Genomic DNA, 17,702 nt, shown 5'->3' with positions numbered 1-17,702 from the left:
ACTGCTATAAAGCTTTTAAAAAATAATTTATGCTTCTTTTAAGCACAATATGGCCATATTGTGATGTGCAGGACTTGCAAAATGGCGAAGCCGGCTGGCACTGCCAACAGGTAATAAGGGTTGGGAACTGAATGGGGACATTTGGAGCTAATTTAGTTTATGGGAACCTAAAATAAATAAATCGGTAAGCGTTTGGTTATCTCAAAACTAAATAATAAACTACAAATTTTTTATACTCAATTGTAAGTAATTTGTTTGTCTGGTTCATCGGTGCATTAGTGCTAAGCCATGACTTTAGCCCAATACCTGCTTCCAATTTAATGGTTTGCATAACCGATAGCCAAAGGCTTTCCATATGCTACGTTAAAACAGATGGCATTAATCAAAAATTGAAACAGAATTTCTAACTTAGTACAAGCGTTGGCAAAATAAAAATAGCTGCCCACGCGAAAGCCAGTTTCTACTCCAAATTAAGCTAACATGAAAGCACTTTCTGATGTTTCTCTTCAAACTGCACCTCAAAGTTTCAATGCCGGAAATGTAGCCATAAAAAAAATGAGTGATGGCATTAGTTACGAGCATCATGACATGCTGGCTATCGAAGAACCATTGGAAATCAGGCTTTCAGGTAACAAAAAAGGCGAGCAGGTGATAAGCAGCATTTCGGTAACCATGCGTACCCCCGGCAATGATGAGGAACTGGCTAAAGGTTTCCTGTTTACAGAGGGAATTATAGGCCACGATACAACATTGCAAAAAACAGAAACATTTGTATGTAGCGAAGGGCGCGAGAATATCATCACACTGGCGCTTACATCAGGCCAGATTCCTGATTTATCGGGCAGTGAGCGTAATTTTTATACCACTTCGAGCTGTGGCGTCTGCGGAAAGTCGTCAATAGCGTCCATCCGTACCAGACAGCCCTTTCAGCTGGCAACCACTGATCAGGGTTGTATCGATAGTGATGTCCTTTTGCAATTGCCCGCTATTATGCAAAGTCAGCAGGATTTGTTTTCGGCAACCGGCGGATTGCATGCCTGCGGACTTTTCAATACCCATGGAGCCCTACTTGATTTAAAAGAAGATGTAGGCCGTCACAATGCGCTCGATAAACTGATTGGAAAAGCCTTTACCGCAGGTTTGTTGCCCCTTCGGGATCATGTTTTGTTGCTTAGTGGCAGGGCAAGCTTTGAATTGGTACAAAAGGCGGCCATGGCAGGGATTGCTACCATTGCAGCGATTGGTGCACCTTCCAGCCTGGCTGTTGAACTTGCCAGCGAATGCAATATTACCCTGGTAGGTTTCCTGCGTGGCAGGAGTTTTAATATTTATACCGGCGCTGAGCGCATTAAATCATACAGACATGAAAATAAGAATTAAAGGCAATTTTATCAGATACAGATTAACGCGTCCGGAAGTAGAAGGCCTTTCTGCAAACAGCACTTTGTCTGAAACCGTAGATTTTGGTAACCGCAAGCTTATTTATAGCATCACTTGTACTGGCGGTGACGCCCTTTCGGCTACCTTTATTGGCGATGAAATTAACCTCAGGTTTCCAGAAGCCTGGCTAAGCGAATGGCAATCGACAGATAAAGTTGGTTATAAAGGAACATCAGGTGCATTGAGTATTTTACTGGAGAAAGATTTTAACTGTTTAGATAATGTAGAAGAAGACCAGCGCGACCATTATCCCAATCCACTTTTGAATCAGCCAAAATGAAAAAGTTAAAAGTAGTGCCTAATCCCGAAAATCCGGAGAAATTACTGGATCTGAAATATACGCCGGCTAAAACCTGGGCTGCGGGAATTCCTGCTGTAGCTGCAGCTTTCAGCGATCTGATAGAGGAGAAGATTCCATTCCGTGGTATGCGGGCCTTGTTTAGCATGAACCAGAACGGAGGTTTCGACTGTCCCAGTTGTGCCTGGCCCGATCCAGACGATGAGCGTTCGCCGATTGGCGAGTATTGTGAAAACGGGGTGAAAGCACTGGCCGAAGAGGCGACTTCAAAGCGGATTACCGAAGCATTTTTTGCCGAAAATTCGGTTGTAGATTTAGCACAGCTAACTGATTTTGAAATTGGTAAAAAGGGGAGGCTTACCTCACCCATGTTTTTACCTAAAGGCGGCACACATTACCAACCGATTAGCTGGGATGCTGCTTTTAAAAAAATTGCCGGGCATTTAAACGCACTCGGTTCTCCAAACGAAGCTATTTTTTATACTTCCGGTCGAACCAGTAATGAAACTTCATTCCTTTACCAGCTTTTTGCAAAAGAATTTGGCACCAACAACATGCCCGATTGCTCCAACATGTGCCACGAAACTTCGGGTACCGCACTACTGCCAACCATTGGCATAGGAAAGGGAACGGTGAAACTCGATGATTTTTATCAGGCAGAGGTGATTGTGGTAATTGGCCATAATCCCGGTACCAATGCCCCCCGTATGATGACTGCTTTACAGAAAGGTAAGGATAACGGTGCAAAAATTATTGCCATTAATCCGCTGCCTGAGGCCGGGCTGATGGGGTTCCGCAACCCGCAGGCATTAAACGGCATATTGGGCATCGGCGAACATTATTCAGACCTTTATTTGCCGGTAAAAATAAATGGAGATATGGCCTTGCTCAAAGCAATAGGCTTGTTACTGGCCCGCGAGGAAAGGCGTACACCAGGGCTTGTTTTCGACCAGGAGTTTATCCGCCAGAGAACGAGCGGTGCTGAAGATTACCTCGCTCAATTCGAAAATTATAAGCTGGAAGAACTTGCAGCAGCGGCCGGATTAACCGTTACTGAAATTGAAGCCGCTGTTGAAATCCTGGCCCATAAAAAGAAGATTATATTTGCCTGGGGCATGGGGCTTACCCAGCAACCGAACGGTGTGGACATGATTCGGGAGATTGTAAACCTCCTGCTGCTTAAAGGCAGTATTGGCAAGCCCGGAGCAGGCGTATGCCCGGTAAGAGGGCACAGCAATGTACAGGGAAACCGGACCATGCTCATAAACGAAAAACCAACGCAGCAGCAACTGGATAAGATAAGGGATGTTTTTGGTTTCGAGCCACCCCGTGCACACGGGTATAACGTGGTAAGTGCCATTAAAGCCATGCACAAGCAGGATGTTAAAGTGTTGTTTGCGATGGGCGGTAACTTTTTATCGGCTACACCCGATACTACTTTTACCGCCGAGGCTTTGCGCAAACTCAGGCTTTCGGTGCATGTTTCTACTAAACTGAACCGGAGTCATTTGGTGCATGGCGAAGAAGCGTTGATTTTGCCGACACTCTCGCGCAGCGATATCGATATGGTTAATGGTGTGGCGCAGTTCATCAGCACAGAAAGCTCGATGGGGATTGTACAGTCTTCAAAAGGAATATTAAAACCGGTATCCGATCAGCTCTTAAACGAAACGCATATTGTATGCCGGATGGCTATAGAAACGCTTGGCGAAAGATCGGTGGTCGATTGGAGAGCTTATGCCGATGATTACGATAAGATTCGGGGTGTGATTGAAAAATGTATTCCAGGTTTCGAAAATTACAACGAACGTATCAGGCAAAAGGGAGGTTTTTATTTACCCAATGCTGCCCGTGACGGGAAGTTTATGACCGGAATAGCCGGAAATAAAGCTGCCTTTACACTTTCACCTGTTCCGTTAAACTTCCTGTCAGAAAATGAATACCTGATGGCCACCACCAGAACACATGATCAGTTTAATACCACCATTTATGGGCTCGAGGATCGCTATCGTGGCATTAAAAACGAACGCAGGGTAGTGTTTATGAATCAGCAGGATATGGACAGGCAGGGATTTAAAGCCGAAGATAAAGTTGATCTCTTTAATTTCGATGATGGCATTGAGCGCGTAGCCAGGCTTTTTTTGGTTGTTCCCTATGCCATTCCCGAACGTAATGTGGTCACCTATTTCCCCGAAGCCAATGTGCTCGTTTCGATCAATAATGTGGTGAAAGAATCGAACATGCCGGCTTCAAAATTTGTGCGGATTCAGATCAGGCCACATCAGGCAGTTGCCGATGAATAAAAATGCTTAGGAGTTAAACTGCTGATTAGCTTGTCGAAGGCTTATTGTTTTTCCTTCCGCGATCCGTCATTGCGTACTCTCCCTCTCGCTGTCATGCTGAGCACAGCGAAGCATCTCTTTATTGTTTGCGTTTGAAAAATAGAGCCCTGAAATAAATCCGATAGCTATCGGATCAGGGCCACAATTTTGTTAGGCTACTCAGCCGTAATCGGATCTATAACAGCAGAGACTTTTTTTATCGAATTAGCCGGAAAACCACCTAAATGTGCATGCTCGCGTATCATTTCTTCATTTGGTGCATTGTAAACACAATAAATTTTATCGTCGGTTACATAGCTGTTTACCCACTGAATCTGTGGTCCCATTTTGCTTAGTACCCCACACGATGCTTGCGAAATGGTTTTCAGTTCCTGAGCAGTTAATTTTCCAGCTCCCGGAATTTCCCGTTCAATTACATATCTGGGCATAATCAAATAATTTAGCATTTATCCCTACTCGTATGGCTTTTCGGTAACGCCCCGTTTTTATTGGTATCTGGCCTCCAATTTTTCAATGGCTTCGGGATGATTTGGCTGGTTGATATGGTACCCGATAGCACCATAAGCTCGCCGGATGGCGGAAAATTCTGGAATGAATAATTATTGCTGTATTAAATTTACAAATAATATCTGGTTACACTTGCGCCATCACTGCTCATTTTACTTCACAATTTGAATGTAGCTGCGATAAGATTAAAGCATTGCAAAGATTAATTTTTGCGATATTTAGCTGTATTTACTTTACATTCCTTGTGGTTCTTCAGAAATTTTTATCTTCGGACTCACCTAACCAAATTTTACTGTAAAAAATAGCCTCGCGTTTTGAATCAGCTTGTTACAAGCCAGAAGGAAGAAACAAATCCTTTGGGTTTTAACCTCGCCTCAAATCCTGTTGTTTTTAAGGTTAAATCCATTTTCAGATGAAAAAACTATTGCTCACGTTTTCGGTTTGTATAGCGGTAATTGGCACTTATGCGCAAAATAACGCCAGTTTTAAAGAAGATAAACAGGTATTTACCACCTATCCTTTTTCTGATCCGAATCCCGTTCCGGCTTTTACCCACATTTATCCTTATTTCCGTTATGATGGATTTACCGATAAGGCCGTACAAAAGGAATGGAAAGTGGTTACCCTCGAAAATGATTATATCAAACTAACCATATTGCCTGAAGTTGGTGGTAAAATCTGGTCGGCTATTGAAAAATCGACAGGACGTTCGTTTATTTACGATAACCACGTGGTAAAATTCAGGGATATTGCCATGCGCGGTCCCTGGACCAGCGGAGGCATAGAGCCCAACTACGGCATAATGGGGCATACGCCCAATACCGTTACGCCGGTTGATTATATTACGCGTAAAAACAACGATGGAAGTGTAAGCTGCATCATTGGTGTACTCGATTTATTGACCCGGACCAACTGGACAATGGAGATCAATTTGCCGAAAGACCGTGCTTACTTTACCACCAAATCATTCTGGTATAATGCTACACCGCTCGATCAACCTTACTACCATTGGATGAACGCTGGTATAAAGGTGAAAGGAAACCTGCAATATATTTATCCCGGTACACATTATCTGGGGCATGAAGGCGAGCATAGCGACTGGCCTATTAATAAAGAAAATGGCAAAAATATTTCCTTTTACGAACAAAATAACTTTGGAGGCTATAAATCTTACCATGTTTTTGGTAAATACACTGATTTTTTTGGAGCTTACTGGCATGATGACGATTTTGGGATGGCCCGTTACGGTAGTCACGATGATAAAGCCGGAAAGAAAATCTGGATCTGGGGACTTGCCGATCAGGGGATGATCTGGGAAAAATTGCTAACCGATACCGATGGACAGTATTCTGAGATCCAATCGGGCAGGTTATTTAACCAAACTGCCGAAAAAAGTACTTTTACGCCTTTTAAACACAAAAGCTTTTCGCCCGGAGCTGCCGATACCTGGACTGAATACTGGTATCCGGTATTAAAAACAAAAGGGTTTGTGAAAGCCAACCAATATGCAGCCCTGAATGTGAAATATGAGAAAGGCTGGTTGAAAATTTATTTAAATCCGGTGCAAACGCTAACCGATACACTTGCCGTAAAGCAGGGAAATAAGGTGTTGTACGCACAAAAGGTAAAGTTAAAACCTTTGCAAACTTTTGCCGATTCTGTAAAACTGGATGGATCAGTAAACGATCTGTTGGTTACCCTGGGAGGCAATAAGTTGCAATACGAAACTAAACCTGATGCTGATGTGCTGAGCCGCCCGCTCGATTCGCCTGCAGGTTTCGACTGGAACTCCGGTTATGGCTTATACCTGCAGGGTAAGGCCTTTATGGATCAGAAAATGTATGTTCAGGCAGAAGAGAAACTAACAGCTGCCCTGAATAAAACACCTGGCTTTGTGCCGGCGTTGGTTCAAATGGCCGAACTCATGTATCGCAATATGCGCTATAAAGAAGCTTTAACATTTGCGAAAACCGCTTTGAGTGTTGATACCCACGATGGTGCAGCAAATTATTATTATGGTATTATCAATAAACAGTTGGGCAATACCACCGATGCCAAAGATGGTTTTGATCTGGCGAGCTTAAGCATGGCCTTCAGAAGTCCGGCATATCGCGAGCTGAGTAAGGTATACCTTGCCGAAAAGAACTGGGATAAGGCGATAACTTATGCAGCTAAAGCCATCGATTTTAACCGTTACGAGATTGGCGCATTGCAGGTGCAGGCTATCGCATACCGTAACCAAAATAAAATGAGTGAGGCTAAAACAGTATTGGATACCCTTTTAGCTTTCGATCCGCTGAGTGATTTTGTCCGTTTTGAAAAGTACCTCATTCAGCCGTCAGCAGAAAACAAGAGCCGTTTTATAACAGCAATCCGCAATGAGCAACCGACTGAAAGCTACCTGGAACTGGCTACCAATTATTACCAGAATGGTTGCTTTGCAGAAAGCGAGCAAGTACTTCAATTGGCACCTGACCAGGCCCTGGTGAACTTTTGGCTTGCATTTTTGCAAAATAAAAAAGGGCAGTCTTTTGCTGCTATCTTAGCCAAAGCTGATCAGGCTACTGCAGCTTTTGTATTTCCTTTCCGCTCAGAAGATGAAGCAGTATTGCTTTGGGCCGGTAAACAGCTTAACAGCTGGAAGCCTAAATATTATCTGGCACTTTTATATCAAAACCGCAATCAGCTTGCTGCAAGTAAAAAATTGTTTCAAGACTGTGGTAATACACCCGATTTTGCTCCTTTCTACGCTACACGGGCTGCGATGCACATCGATGCGTCAGAACTGGCCGATCTTAAAAAAGCACAAAGTTTAGATCTACCTGATTGGCGTTATACCAAACTGCTCGGCGAATATTACCTGAATCACAATCAAAATGCCGAAGCCTTAAAAACAGTCGGGCCTTTTTACCAGGCGCATAGCGAAAATTATATCATGGGCATGCTGTATGCCAAAACACTATTGCTGAACAAGCGTTACCGCGATTGTGCACAGTTACTGGATCAAATCCACATCTTGCCTTTTGAAGGTGCTACTATTGGCCGGGAGTTATACCGCGAAGCCAAACTAATGCAGGCCATTAATGAAATTAAGCTTAAGAACTACACCAAGGCACTTGGCTTCATTGGCGATGCTAAAAAATGGCCGCAAAATTTAGGCGTAGGCAAGCCTTATGCCAGTGATATTGATGAACGTTTAGAAAACTGGATGGATTATTTATGTTACCAGCAGATGGGTAACAGGCAGGCTGCGCAAACCGCCCTGCAGCTGGTTATCAGCTTTAAACCAAAGGTAGAAAACACCGTGAGTAATTTTACTTCTGCAAACCAGTTGTTAACCGCCTGGGCTATGGAAAAGCTGGGAAAAAAGCAGGAAGCTGTTGTTTGGCTCGATAAACAGGTTAAAGCATACCCTAAGGATACAGTTATAAAATGGTGCCAACAAATATTTTTGAAAGTGCCTGGCACCAGGGCCGATACAAGCGACTCTGGCGTACGTTTAATCGAACAATTACGTGTGCTTAAATAACGGCTAAAAAGGATATTTTAAGTACAGATTATTACAAATCTGCAAAACTGTGGCATTTAATACCGAGTTTTGCATATAGTAGTGTTTGGAGTCTTTTTAACCAGATAATAACTGATGAAAAATATATAAATTGACCCTTAATTTTTTTGCTTAGCATTGTAAAAGCTAATCCTTATAAAAAATGAAACCTGATAACCTCGAACTATGGCCTGATAGTTTGCTTGTGAGTAACATGCAAAGTAACGACCGGGCTGCGTTCGGGAGAATTTACAGCAGGTACTGGAGTAAGTTATATTTATCGGCCTATCAGATTTTACGTAACAGAGAAGCAGCAGAAGATATCATTCAGGAAATATTTGTGAGCTTATGGCTAAAGCGGGAATATACCCTGGTTGATAACCTCAATAATTACTTGTTTACAGCCGTTCGTTTTCAGGTTTTTAAAGCCATCAGGGATGGAAAAATGCGTACCGATCTGCTGCACGATACCGATTTACTGGTAAGTGCCCACAATGCCGAAAATGCTTTCGCCGAAAAGGAAATTACCCAGCGGCTGAATGAAAGCATTGAACAGCTACCCCAAAAATGTAAGGAAATATTTATCCTGAGCAGGAAAGAACACCTCAGTGTGAAAGAAATAGCCGAACGTTTAAATATTTCGCCTAAAACCGTCGAAAACCAGATTACCATTGCATTACGCCGCCTGCGCACCGATATGGGTGAATTTTTATTTTGGGCAGTACTGCTGCTGGGGGGTATCTGGGGTAAGTAACCCTTTTCACAACTGTTCATTTACCACCTAAGACACCTTAATGCACCTAGCTTTAATCAAAGCCTGCCTCAGTTAAACTTACTGTCTAAGGTAAAATTATAAACCATTTAAGACAAATAAGTGCATTTAAGGTAAGCTTACATTTTCTTTAATGCCTTATATGGTTTTGAATAAGTTTTTACCACCTAAGACACCTTAGAACACCTTAGCTTTAATCAAAGCCTGCCTCAGTTGAACTTCCTGTCTAAGGTAAAATTATAAACCATTTATGACAAATAAGTGCACTTAAGGTAAGCTTACATTTTCTTTAATGCTTTATATGGTTTTGAATAAGTTTTTTACCTTCTTATATTTCCTTAAATGACTTATATGGTTAATTTTTATGGAAATTTAATTGACTGTTAAATAGCTTTTTATAAAATAATTAAAATTCTTTTGGGGGATACCCTTCATTTAGGGTACATACACCCAAACCACAGCAAATTGAATAAAGCAGCATTAACACGTTTAACAGAAAAGTATATAGCCGGTACTGCCAGTGGAGAAGAACGCCTCGAGCTTGAATCGTGGTATAATGAACAATTGGCGCAAAATAAATTGCAGCAAGATACCGGATTTGACGAAGCTGAGCAGGAGATAACAGGCGAAAAAATCTGGAATAATATTAATCTGCAAATTGATGCCAAGGAGCAGACAAAACCTAAAAGATCGTTCTACCGCTGGGCCGTTGCGGCATCAATAATTGCTGTTTTGGGCTTTGGTGCATATTGGTTAAGTGGACGTATCTCAGATAAAAACACCAATAAAGTAGCTGCATTAATTAAACCGGGTGGCAATAAAGCTTTTTTAACCTTAGCCAACGGTACTAAAATTGATTTAGATGAGGCCGTTAATGGTACCATCGCCAGTCAGGAAGGCATTAAGATTACTAAAACTGCCGATGGTCAGCTGGTTTATGCCATTGTTGAAAATACATCCGGTAAACAAGCAAGCGGTTACAATACCATTAGTACTCCGGCAGGCGGCCAGTATCAGGTAACCTTGCCCGATGGAACCAAAGTGTGGTTAAATGCCCTTTCATCATTAAAATATCCAACTGCTTTTAATGGTAAATACCGTAACGTGATGTTAACTGGCGAAGGTTATTTTGAAGTGGCCAAAAACAAAAATAAACCTTTTAAACTAACCACGGCCAAACAGGAAATCAGTGTATTGGGTACTCATTTTAACGTAAGTGCCTATGCCGACGAGCCCGAAATAAAAACTACACTGGTAGAAGGTGGGGTAGCCGTTAAAAATTTTAGTCCAATGGCAACCGGAGTGTTAAAACCCGGACAACAAGCTGTATTTCATGGTACTGGTTTCGAAATTAACCAGGTTGATGTGGAAGAATACATTGCCTGGAAAAATGGTTTCTTCGTGTTCAATAATGAGGGAATTAAAGAAGCCATGCAAAAGCTGGCACGCTGGTACGATGTGGAAATCGAGTACGATGGTAATTTCGACGGCATTTATTTCGGTGGTTCTTTTTCTAAACACAACAACCTGCAGGAAACCTTAAAAATATTAGAATCAACCGATAAGTTTAAATTTAAGATAGAAGGAAGGAGGATTAAAATTATAAAGTAATACCCTAAAATTTTAATCTGAAGAAACGGATTTCGACTGCAATCGAAACCCGCTCAAAGTTTCGGATTAGAAAAATGCCCTAACGATAACCAAATAGTTAAAACATTGTAAATGCAATAGCAACAGCTATAAGCATTTATATCAACCCAAAACCTAACAAATGTATGAAAATTTACGATTTTAATTTATACAGCGCAGGCCGTATAAAGCATAAAATTCTGTTATCCATGAAGCTAACCATTATCTTGCTTTTTGTAGCTTTTTTACACGTTAATGCGAGCAGTTTTGCACAAAAAAACATCACGCTGAACGAGAAAAATGCATCCTTACAAAAAGTGCTCAAATCCATTAAAAGCCAAAGCGGTTTTAATGTATTTTTTATCCAGAGCGATTTAAAAAAATCAAAAGCTGTAAATATCGATGTTAAGGATGTTACGCTGGCCGAAGCTTTAAATCAGTGTTTTAAAGATCAGCCCTTAACTTACTCCATACAGGCCAACACCATTGTGGTTAAAGAAAGGCCTGCAACTGTGGCGCCCGCAACTAAAACCGGACAAGAAACGCCCGTATATAAAGTGATTGATGTAATCGGTACCATTTTAGATGAAATTGGCAAGGGAATACCCGGTGCCAGCATTAAAGTAAAAGGTAAAGAACAAGGTACCATTAGCGATGAGAGCGGAAATTTTAAACTAACAGGCTTAGCCGACGATGCTGTTTTAGTGGTATCGTATCTGGGCTACCAAACCAAAGAGGTAAAAGCTGCCGCAACCTTAAAAGTTACTTTAGTGCCGCAAACCAACGATTTAAATGATGTGGTTGTGGTGGCTTATGGTACGCAGAAAAAATCGAGTTTAACCGGTGCCGTTGCTACCATTACCCCAAAACAACTGAAAGAACGCCCGGTAACTTCAATTCAAAATGCTTTACAAGGTATTTCGCCTGGTTTAACTATTTTACAACGCCCTGGCGATGTAAGTGCTAGTGCCACAGGTGGTACTGCTGTAAATATCAGGGGCAGAAGTAGTTTGGCAGGCGCAGGTACACCGCTTTATATTATCGATGGTATTCCGGCCAGTTCGCAGGAGTTTGCTACATTAAATCCGAACGATATTTCAAGCATGTCGGTACTTAAAGATGCCTCGTCTGCAGCTTTGTATGGATCAAGGGCGGCCAATGGCGTAATTATGGTTACCACTAAACGTGGTGGTGGCGATAAAGTAAGTATCGAGCTAAATGCCAATTATGGCTGGCAATCGCCAACCCGTATCGCCAAATATTTAGGGTCTGTTGATTATACTACGCTATATAACGAAGCCTTAACTAACGTGGGCCGTAGCCCCCTTTACACCCCAGCACAAATAGAATTGTATAGAAACGGTTCTCAGCCAGATTTATATCCCAATACTGACTGGTACAAAGAAGTTTTAAGATCGAGTGCTCCACAAAGCGACGTGAATTTAAATATTAATGCACCTGGTAAAACTACAAGTAGTTATTTAGGCTTAAATTATTTAACGCAGGAATCATTAATTCCAAATAAAGATCAGGACCGTTTTAGCGCAAAACTAAATACCGAAACCAAAGTTGTAGAGAACATTTTAAAGATTGGTACCAACATCTCTTTCATTAACCAGGCTTTCGATCGTTTGGGTAATTTATCGTGGACAGAGCTAAATCGTTCTTTACCCACTACTGTTTTTCGCCAAAGCAATGGCCAATGGGGTTCGGTAAATAATGGAACAGTTGCCAGCAGCTCACTTCCATACCGAAACCAGGCCCGCATGATCGCTGAATCATCAAAAGGCAGCAACCGTAATAATTTGTTGCAAACGGCTGCCAATGCTACCCTAACGCCATTAAAAGGCTTATCGATTAATGGATTGGTTTCGTTAAAGTTTACCAACAACAACAGTACAGCTTTTAACAACACCATGGTTCCGATTAATAACTTTTTAACCGGGAACCCGATTGCATTACCTGCCGGCAATGGTACGCAGAACGATTTAAGAGAGTATTGGGTTAAAAGAAAAGAATTGTTGGTACAAGGTACTGCAGATTACGAGCGCACTTTTGGCAAACATTACGGTAAGGTAACCGTAGGTGCATCGCAAGAAAGCAATGTGCTTAGAAGTGCATTTCTTGGCCGCAGAAACTTCCCTAATAACGATTTAAGTACTATCATTAATGGTTCGGGTAACGGAGAAGATGTGTTATCGGATAACAATGGCGATGATATTATTGCTGGTGTTTATGGTTTGGCAAACAGAACTGCCGCCGAAGAGTGGGCTATGCGTTCAATGTTCGGCCGTTTTAATTATGCTTTTGATAATAAATATTTGTTAGAAGTTAATGCCCGTATCGATTATTCTTCACGTTTCCGTGATGATGTACGCAGGGCTTTCTTCCCGTCGTTTTCTGCGGGCTGGGTAGTTTCAAAAGAAGACTTCATGAAAAATATCAGCTGGGTTGATAATTTCAAACTTCGTGGTTCTTACGGTTCGTTAGGTAATCAGGATGTGGTTGCTGTCGGGAACTATTTTAACCGGTTAAACGCAGGCTTCCAGTATAGCTTTGAAGGTACCGCACAAGACGGAATCTGGCAGGCCGACGGATCGTGGCCAACTACTACCTGGGAAAAAGTATACATGACCGATTTTGGTACCGATATCACCTTGTTTAAAGGTAAATTAGACATTACTGCTGATTATTATATTAAAGATACCAAAGATTTGTTATTGCGTAATACTGTATTGGCAACTTATCCCTTAACTGTACCTTTTACCAATTCGGCAAGTACCCGTAATACCGGTTTCGAGCTTGCAGTTACTCATAACAACCGCATTGGTAAAGATTTTACTTTTAGTGTAGGTGGTAACTTATCATTAATCAAAAGTAAAATCACCAAAATTGGCGAAAATGGTAATGATAATTTCCCAACCGGCGATCCGAACTTTCCTGATGGTTCACAAATACAGCGTTTAGGCGAATCTATCGGTTCTTTTTACGGTTATATTGCCGATGGCCTTTTTGTTAGCGATCAGGAAGTTGCTGCGCACGCTTTTCAGGATACGCGTACCAAGGCTGGTGATATTAAGTACAGGGATTTAAATGGTGATAATGTGATTAATGCGGCCGATCGTACCATCATCGGTAACAATGTTCCCTTTATTAATTATGGCTTTAATTTAAGTGCATCCTACAAAGGTTTCGATTTTAATATTCTTACTTATGGCGTAGCCAAAGTTAAAACCTATCTGGGCCAGGAAGCATCCCAGCCTTTCTTTAACGGAGCAAATGCAAAAGTACAGTTGTTAAATCGCTGGACAAAAGAAAACCCTGATCCAAACGCCAATTTCCCGAGAACATTATTAACAGCAGATGCTGGTCATAACATTGATAATTATTCTTCTTTCTGGTTATTTAATGGTGCTTATTTTAGGGTAAGAGGTATCACTTTAGGTTATACTTTACCTCAAAATGCAGTGAAAAAAATTGGTTTATCTAAACTGAGAATTTACGGAACTACCAATAATCCTTTCACTATCATGGCTGATAAACGTTTAGGCGATTACGATCCTGAGTCGGCTTCGGGCCGCGGAGGTTATCCGGGTATTAAAACATGGTCGTTTGGTTTAAGTGCAGGATTATAAATTGAATAGAAAAATGAAAAAGATATATATAGCTACAAGCATACTGTTAGCAACTGTTTTGGTTTCTTGTAAAAAAGATTTTTTAGAAAGGCCGCCATTAAACCAGGTATCCGAAGCTACTTTCTGGAAAAATGCAAATGATGTTTACCTGGCAGTAAACGGCGTATACAGCCAGTTACCGGGTGATGATATGGTGTACGATGACGCGGCTGCAGATAATGCACATGCACAGTATCCCTGGGAAAGTTCGGCAACAGCCGTATCATCAGGTAATGTAAATTCTACTTTAGATGCAGGCTGGGGTTTTACGGCAATTGGTCGTGCCAATTACTTTTTAGATAATGCAGATAAGGTAACCGCTATTGACAAGGCTTTGCTGGAACGCTATAAAGCTGAGGTTCGTTTTATCAGGGCAAATGCCTACTTCTGGTTAATTTGCAAGTTTGGCGATGTGCCTTTACAAATTAAAACAGTTGTACTGGGCGAGGAAAATATACCCCGGACTCCTAAAGCGCAGGTATTAAAATTTGTAGTAGACGAGCTGGATGCCATTGCTAAAATTTTGCCACAAAGTTATGGAGGGGGCAAACCAAACGAAAAAGGCCGCATTACGAAAGGTGCAGCACTCGCTTTGAAAGCACGTGCATACTTATACGATGGCCAATGGCAACAAGCTGCTGATGCGGCAAGCCAGGTAATGACACTGGGTTACAGTTTGTTTAAAGTAACTGACGAAGATGCCCTTAATGCCAAAGATGATTATAGCACATGGGTAGATTTTGCCAATGCCGATGATGAGAAAAAGTTCCGTTTAGGTTTACGTAGCTACGAAGCTTTGTTTCACCAGGTAAACGAAGGCAATTCAGAAGTGATTTTAGACAGGCAACGCATTCCACAACAAGATGCCAATTTCTTAAACACTTTGTTACCTTCTGCCGATTTAGGGGGCTGGGGCTCTATTGCGCCAACACAGGAACTGGTAAACAGCTACCCAAGCTATAAAACCGGCGATTTAATTACGCCGCCTACACCAGCGCAACGTGCTGCATGGTACAAAGCCAAAGATCCGGCATTTAAAAATGAGTATAGAAACAGGGATCCTCGTTTCTATGCCAGCATTTTATTTGATGGTAACCCATGGAATGCCATTGAAGACGATTATACCTTTAAATGGACAGAAGGTGCTGGTAATACTGCATTAACAGGCTATAGCGTACGTAAAATGGTCGATCCGAAAATTTACCGCGATCAGATTGATAACCACGCCAACAATATCCTGATCCGTTATGCAGAGGTTTTATTAACCTATGCTGAAGCTAAAAATGAATTAACTGGTCCAGATGGATCGGTATACGATGCTTTAGATCAGATCAGAACCCGTGCCGGTATGCCGGTGATAGACAGAACTAAATATGCTACTCAGGCAACCTTAAGAGAATTGATCAGAAACGAAAGACGTGTAGAGCTGGCTATAGAAGGTCAGCGTTATATGGATATCAGAAGATGGAAAATTGCACCACAGGTAATGAAATCAATTTTTAGTATTAGTGATGCGGTTAAACCGATTCAGGTTAGAACCTGGACTGATAAATTATATTTAATGCCTATACCACAATCTCAGATAGATCTATCCAGAGGTGTTTTAAAACAAAACAGCGGATATTAAAATAAAATGCATCTACTTATGCACACACAATGATTATAGCGGCCGGGGCTTATCCTGGTCGCTATTTTTTTGAAGGCATGGATGGCGCATAAAGCAGGCTGATCAAAAAAATACTGCCACTTAAAAAAATAATATGGCACTTACTATAGATTTAAAAGGAAAAATAGCTTTGATAACCGGCGTTACTTCAGGTATGGGCTTTGAAATTGCCAAAATGATGGCCAAAGCAGGTTGTACTGTAATCGGTTGTGCTACACAAAGCGAAACGAGCGAGCTTGCCCAGCGGTTTTTAACCGAAATGGAATCGTATGATGTGCATACCGATTATTTCAGGGCAGATACTTGTCTGACCGAAGACCTCGAAGGTCTGGTGGCCGATATTCGCAGCGGTTACGGCCGATTGGATATTTTAGTTTCAAATGCAGGAAAAAATAGACTTACCGGTTCGGCTAACAGCAATGCGAAAGAATGGCAGTTTAACACCCATTCAAACCTGACTGCACATTGGCGCCTGGCCAAAAAATGCAAGCCGCTGCTGGCCGAAAATATCGATGTAATCCTGATTATGGCCTCGGGTTATACCTACAATAGCTTGATAGACCGTTCTGGCAGCGCTGCTGAAGCGCCTTTAACTGATCTGTTCAAAAACCTGTCTAACGCATGGGGGCCGGATATCAGCAAGGTAGGCATTGCACCGGGCTTTATTAATATAGCTGGAAATCAGGAATCGCTTAGTGGCTTTCAGCATGCTGAAGCAGAAAGACAACAGATGGCAACTCCAGACGAAACGGATAGCTGGTGTATGTTTTTAGCAAGCGAATACACCGCTTTTGCATCGGGTGTTATCCATTGGGTGTATGGTGAAGAAAATGCTGTGATGCAGGATGACTGAAGTTGTGAAAGATAGGAGAGGAAGCGGATAGATGTGATCAACCTGTTGCGGAAATAAAAAATAAAATATCTCGCCACTGCTCTTGAGATTTTCGTTGCGGATGTTATCTTTGTTCGTTTTTCAGATCAGATTGATCATCGGGATGTAGCGTAGCCAGGTATCGCGCCAGCATGGGGTGCTGGAGGTCGGAAGTTCGAATCTTCTCATCCCGACAATAAAATGAAGCCTTTAAATGTAAAGTTTAGAGGTTTTTTTGTTTTGTGTAAATGGCGAGATCTGCACTAATATTTAACTAATAGGAGTATTTTTATCATTAAGGTATTAAGTACATTAAGTTTGCTTTTAATGCATTATTTTTAAACTATACCTATTAATGACCTTAATTTCTTAATGATGAACCATTACCAGCGCAAGTCTTAGCGGGTAGGATAGAGTTGTTGGTTGACTTGTGCTTTTAAGAAAATATTAGAATTGTGGCAATGGAAAGAATTGTTTTAATTATTACTCGACTTGTAGCGTTTTGGAGAAGTCAAAAAATTGAAATATCAACTAAGACAATAGAGGAAATTGGGTTAGTTGAAAGAAAACTGGACCTAAAACTACCAGATGATTTTAAAACGTTTTATACAAGGGTTAATGGTATGGAGAATTTTTATCCTAATGAAATTGATGAGGAAGGTTTTCTGTTTTATCCGGTAGACGCAATAGTATCTGCAGAAAAAGAATTGCGAGACTGTAACTTAGTAAATAAAGATAAGATTTTCATATTTGCAGAATATGCATAAAAGTTGGTGGTATGGGTTGAGTTGAAGAAAGAAAACAAATATGTTATTGGGATTATTCCTGACAACTTATCATTTAAACCAATAACCAGTACCCTTGAAGAATTTATCGAATTATATTTAGGAGATTCATCTAAACTTTATGATTACTTATAGTTGCTGTTAAGAGGGATTTATTGGTTTAACGAGGGC

The 17,702-nt window shown here is 41.4% G+C and carries 11 protein-coding genes and 1 tRNA gene; 11 read left to right on the top strand and 1 reads right to left on the bottom strand.

The features are described from left to right. Positions 1–480 precede the first annotated feature (480 nt). Genes fdhD through BLR37_RS02595 form a run of 3 tightly spaced genes read left to right on the top strand, consistent with a single transcriptional unit; the run spans position 481 to position 4,041 of the window. Positions 481–1,380, top strand: a complete 900-nt coding sequence (fdhD, locus tag BLR37_RS02605; protein WP_090764208.1) for a formate dehydrogenase accessory sulfurtransferase FdhD — start codon at positions 481–483, stop codon at positions 1,378–1,380. Continuing rightward, the gene (locus BLR37_RS02600) at positions 1,364–1,720 is read left to right on the top strand and encodes a DUF7009 family protein (RefSeq protein ID WP_090764205.1); all 357 of its coding nucleotides are present in this window, start codon (positions 1,364–1,366) and stop codon (positions 1,718–1,720) included. The genes fdhD and BLR37_RS02600 overlap by 17 nt, the downstream gene beginning before the upstream one ends. Continuing rightward, positions 1,717–4,041, top strand: a complete 2,325-nt coding sequence (locus BLR37_RS02595; RefSeq protein WP_090764201.1) for an FdhF/YdeP family oxidoreductase — start codon at positions 1,717–1,719, stop codon at positions 4,039–4,041. The genes BLR37_RS02600 and BLR37_RS02595 overlap by 4 nt, the downstream gene beginning before the upstream one ends. Before the next feature lie 194 nt (positions 4,042–4,235). Here BLR37_RS02595 and BLR37_RS02590 read toward each other — a convergent pair whose 3' ends face one another. Beyond that, on the bottom strand, positions 4,236–4,508 hold the full coding sequence (locus BLR37_RS02590) for a DUF4242 domain-containing protein (RefSeq protein WP_090764199.1): 273 nt from the start codon (positions 4,506–4,508) through the stop codon (positions 4,236–4,238). Positions 4,509–4,999: 491 nt separating this feature from the next. Between BLR37_RS02590 and BLR37_RS02585 the strand changes: the two genes are divergently transcribed. From BLR37_RS02585 to BLR37_RS02550, 8 genes are all read left to right on the top strand, one after another. Then, positions 5,000–8,116 carry a DUF5107 domain-containing protein gene (locus BLR37_RS02585; RefSeq protein WP_090764196.1) on the top strand — a complete coding sequence of 1,039 codons (3,117 nt, stop codon included), beginning with the start codon at positions 5,000–5,002 and terminating at the stop codon, positions 8,114–8,116. A gap of 181 nt (positions 8,117–8,297) precedes the next feature. After that, complete coding sequence (locus BLR37_RS02580) at positions 8,298–8,888, top strand: RNA polymerase sigma-70 factor (RefSeq protein WP_090764193.1); 591 nt, start codon at positions 8,298–8,300, stop codon at positions 8,886–8,888. 483 nt (positions 8,889–9,371) lie between these two features. Further along, positions 9,372–10,517, top strand: a complete 1,146-nt coding sequence (locus BLR37_RS02575) for a FecR family protein (RefSeq protein ID WP_143009516.1) — start codon at positions 9,372–9,374, stop codon at positions 10,515–10,517. A 164-nt stretch (positions 10,518–10,681) separates the two neighbouring features. Further along, positions 10,682–14,170, top strand: coding sequence for a TonB-dependent receptor (locus BLR37_RS02570; protein ID WP_090764187.1), 3,489 nt, complete (start codon positions 10,682–10,684; stop codon positions 14,168–14,170). A 13-nt stretch (positions 14,171–14,183) separates the two neighbouring features. Then, positions 14,184–15,836, top strand: a complete 1,653-nt coding sequence (locus BLR37_RS02565; protein WP_090764181.1) for a RagB/SusD family nutrient uptake outer membrane protein — start codon at positions 14,184–14,186, stop codon at positions 15,834–15,836. Positions 15,837–15,969: 133 nt separating this feature from the next. After that, on the top strand, positions 15,970–16,728 hold the full coding sequence (locus BLR37_RS02560; RefSeq protein ID WP_090764178.1) for an SDR family NAD(P)-dependent oxidoreductase: 759 nt from the start codon (positions 15,970–15,972) through the stop codon (positions 16,726–16,728). A gap of 138 nt (positions 16,729–16,866) precedes the next feature. Further along, positions 16,867–16,940, top strand: a tRNA-Pro gene (locus BLR37_RS02555). 267 nt (positions 16,941–17,207) lie between these two features. Next, positions 17,208–17,513: an SMI1/KNR4 family protein gene (locus BLR37_RS02550; protein ID WP_090764175.1), complete on the top strand. Its 306-nt coding sequence runs from the start codon at positions 17,208–17,210 to the stop codon at positions 17,511–17,513. Positions 17,514–17,702: the final 189 nt, after the last annotated feature.

Origin of the sequence: Pedobacter soli (assembly GCF_900101435.1) — a bacterium.
Classification (GTDB): domain Bacteria; phylum Bacteroidota; class Bacteroidia; order Sphingobacteriales; family Sphingobacteriaceae; genus Pedobacter; species Pedobacter soli.
The sequence above is the reverse complement of the archived record's forward strand: the minus strand, read 5'-3'. Positions and strand labels throughout refer to the sequence as shown.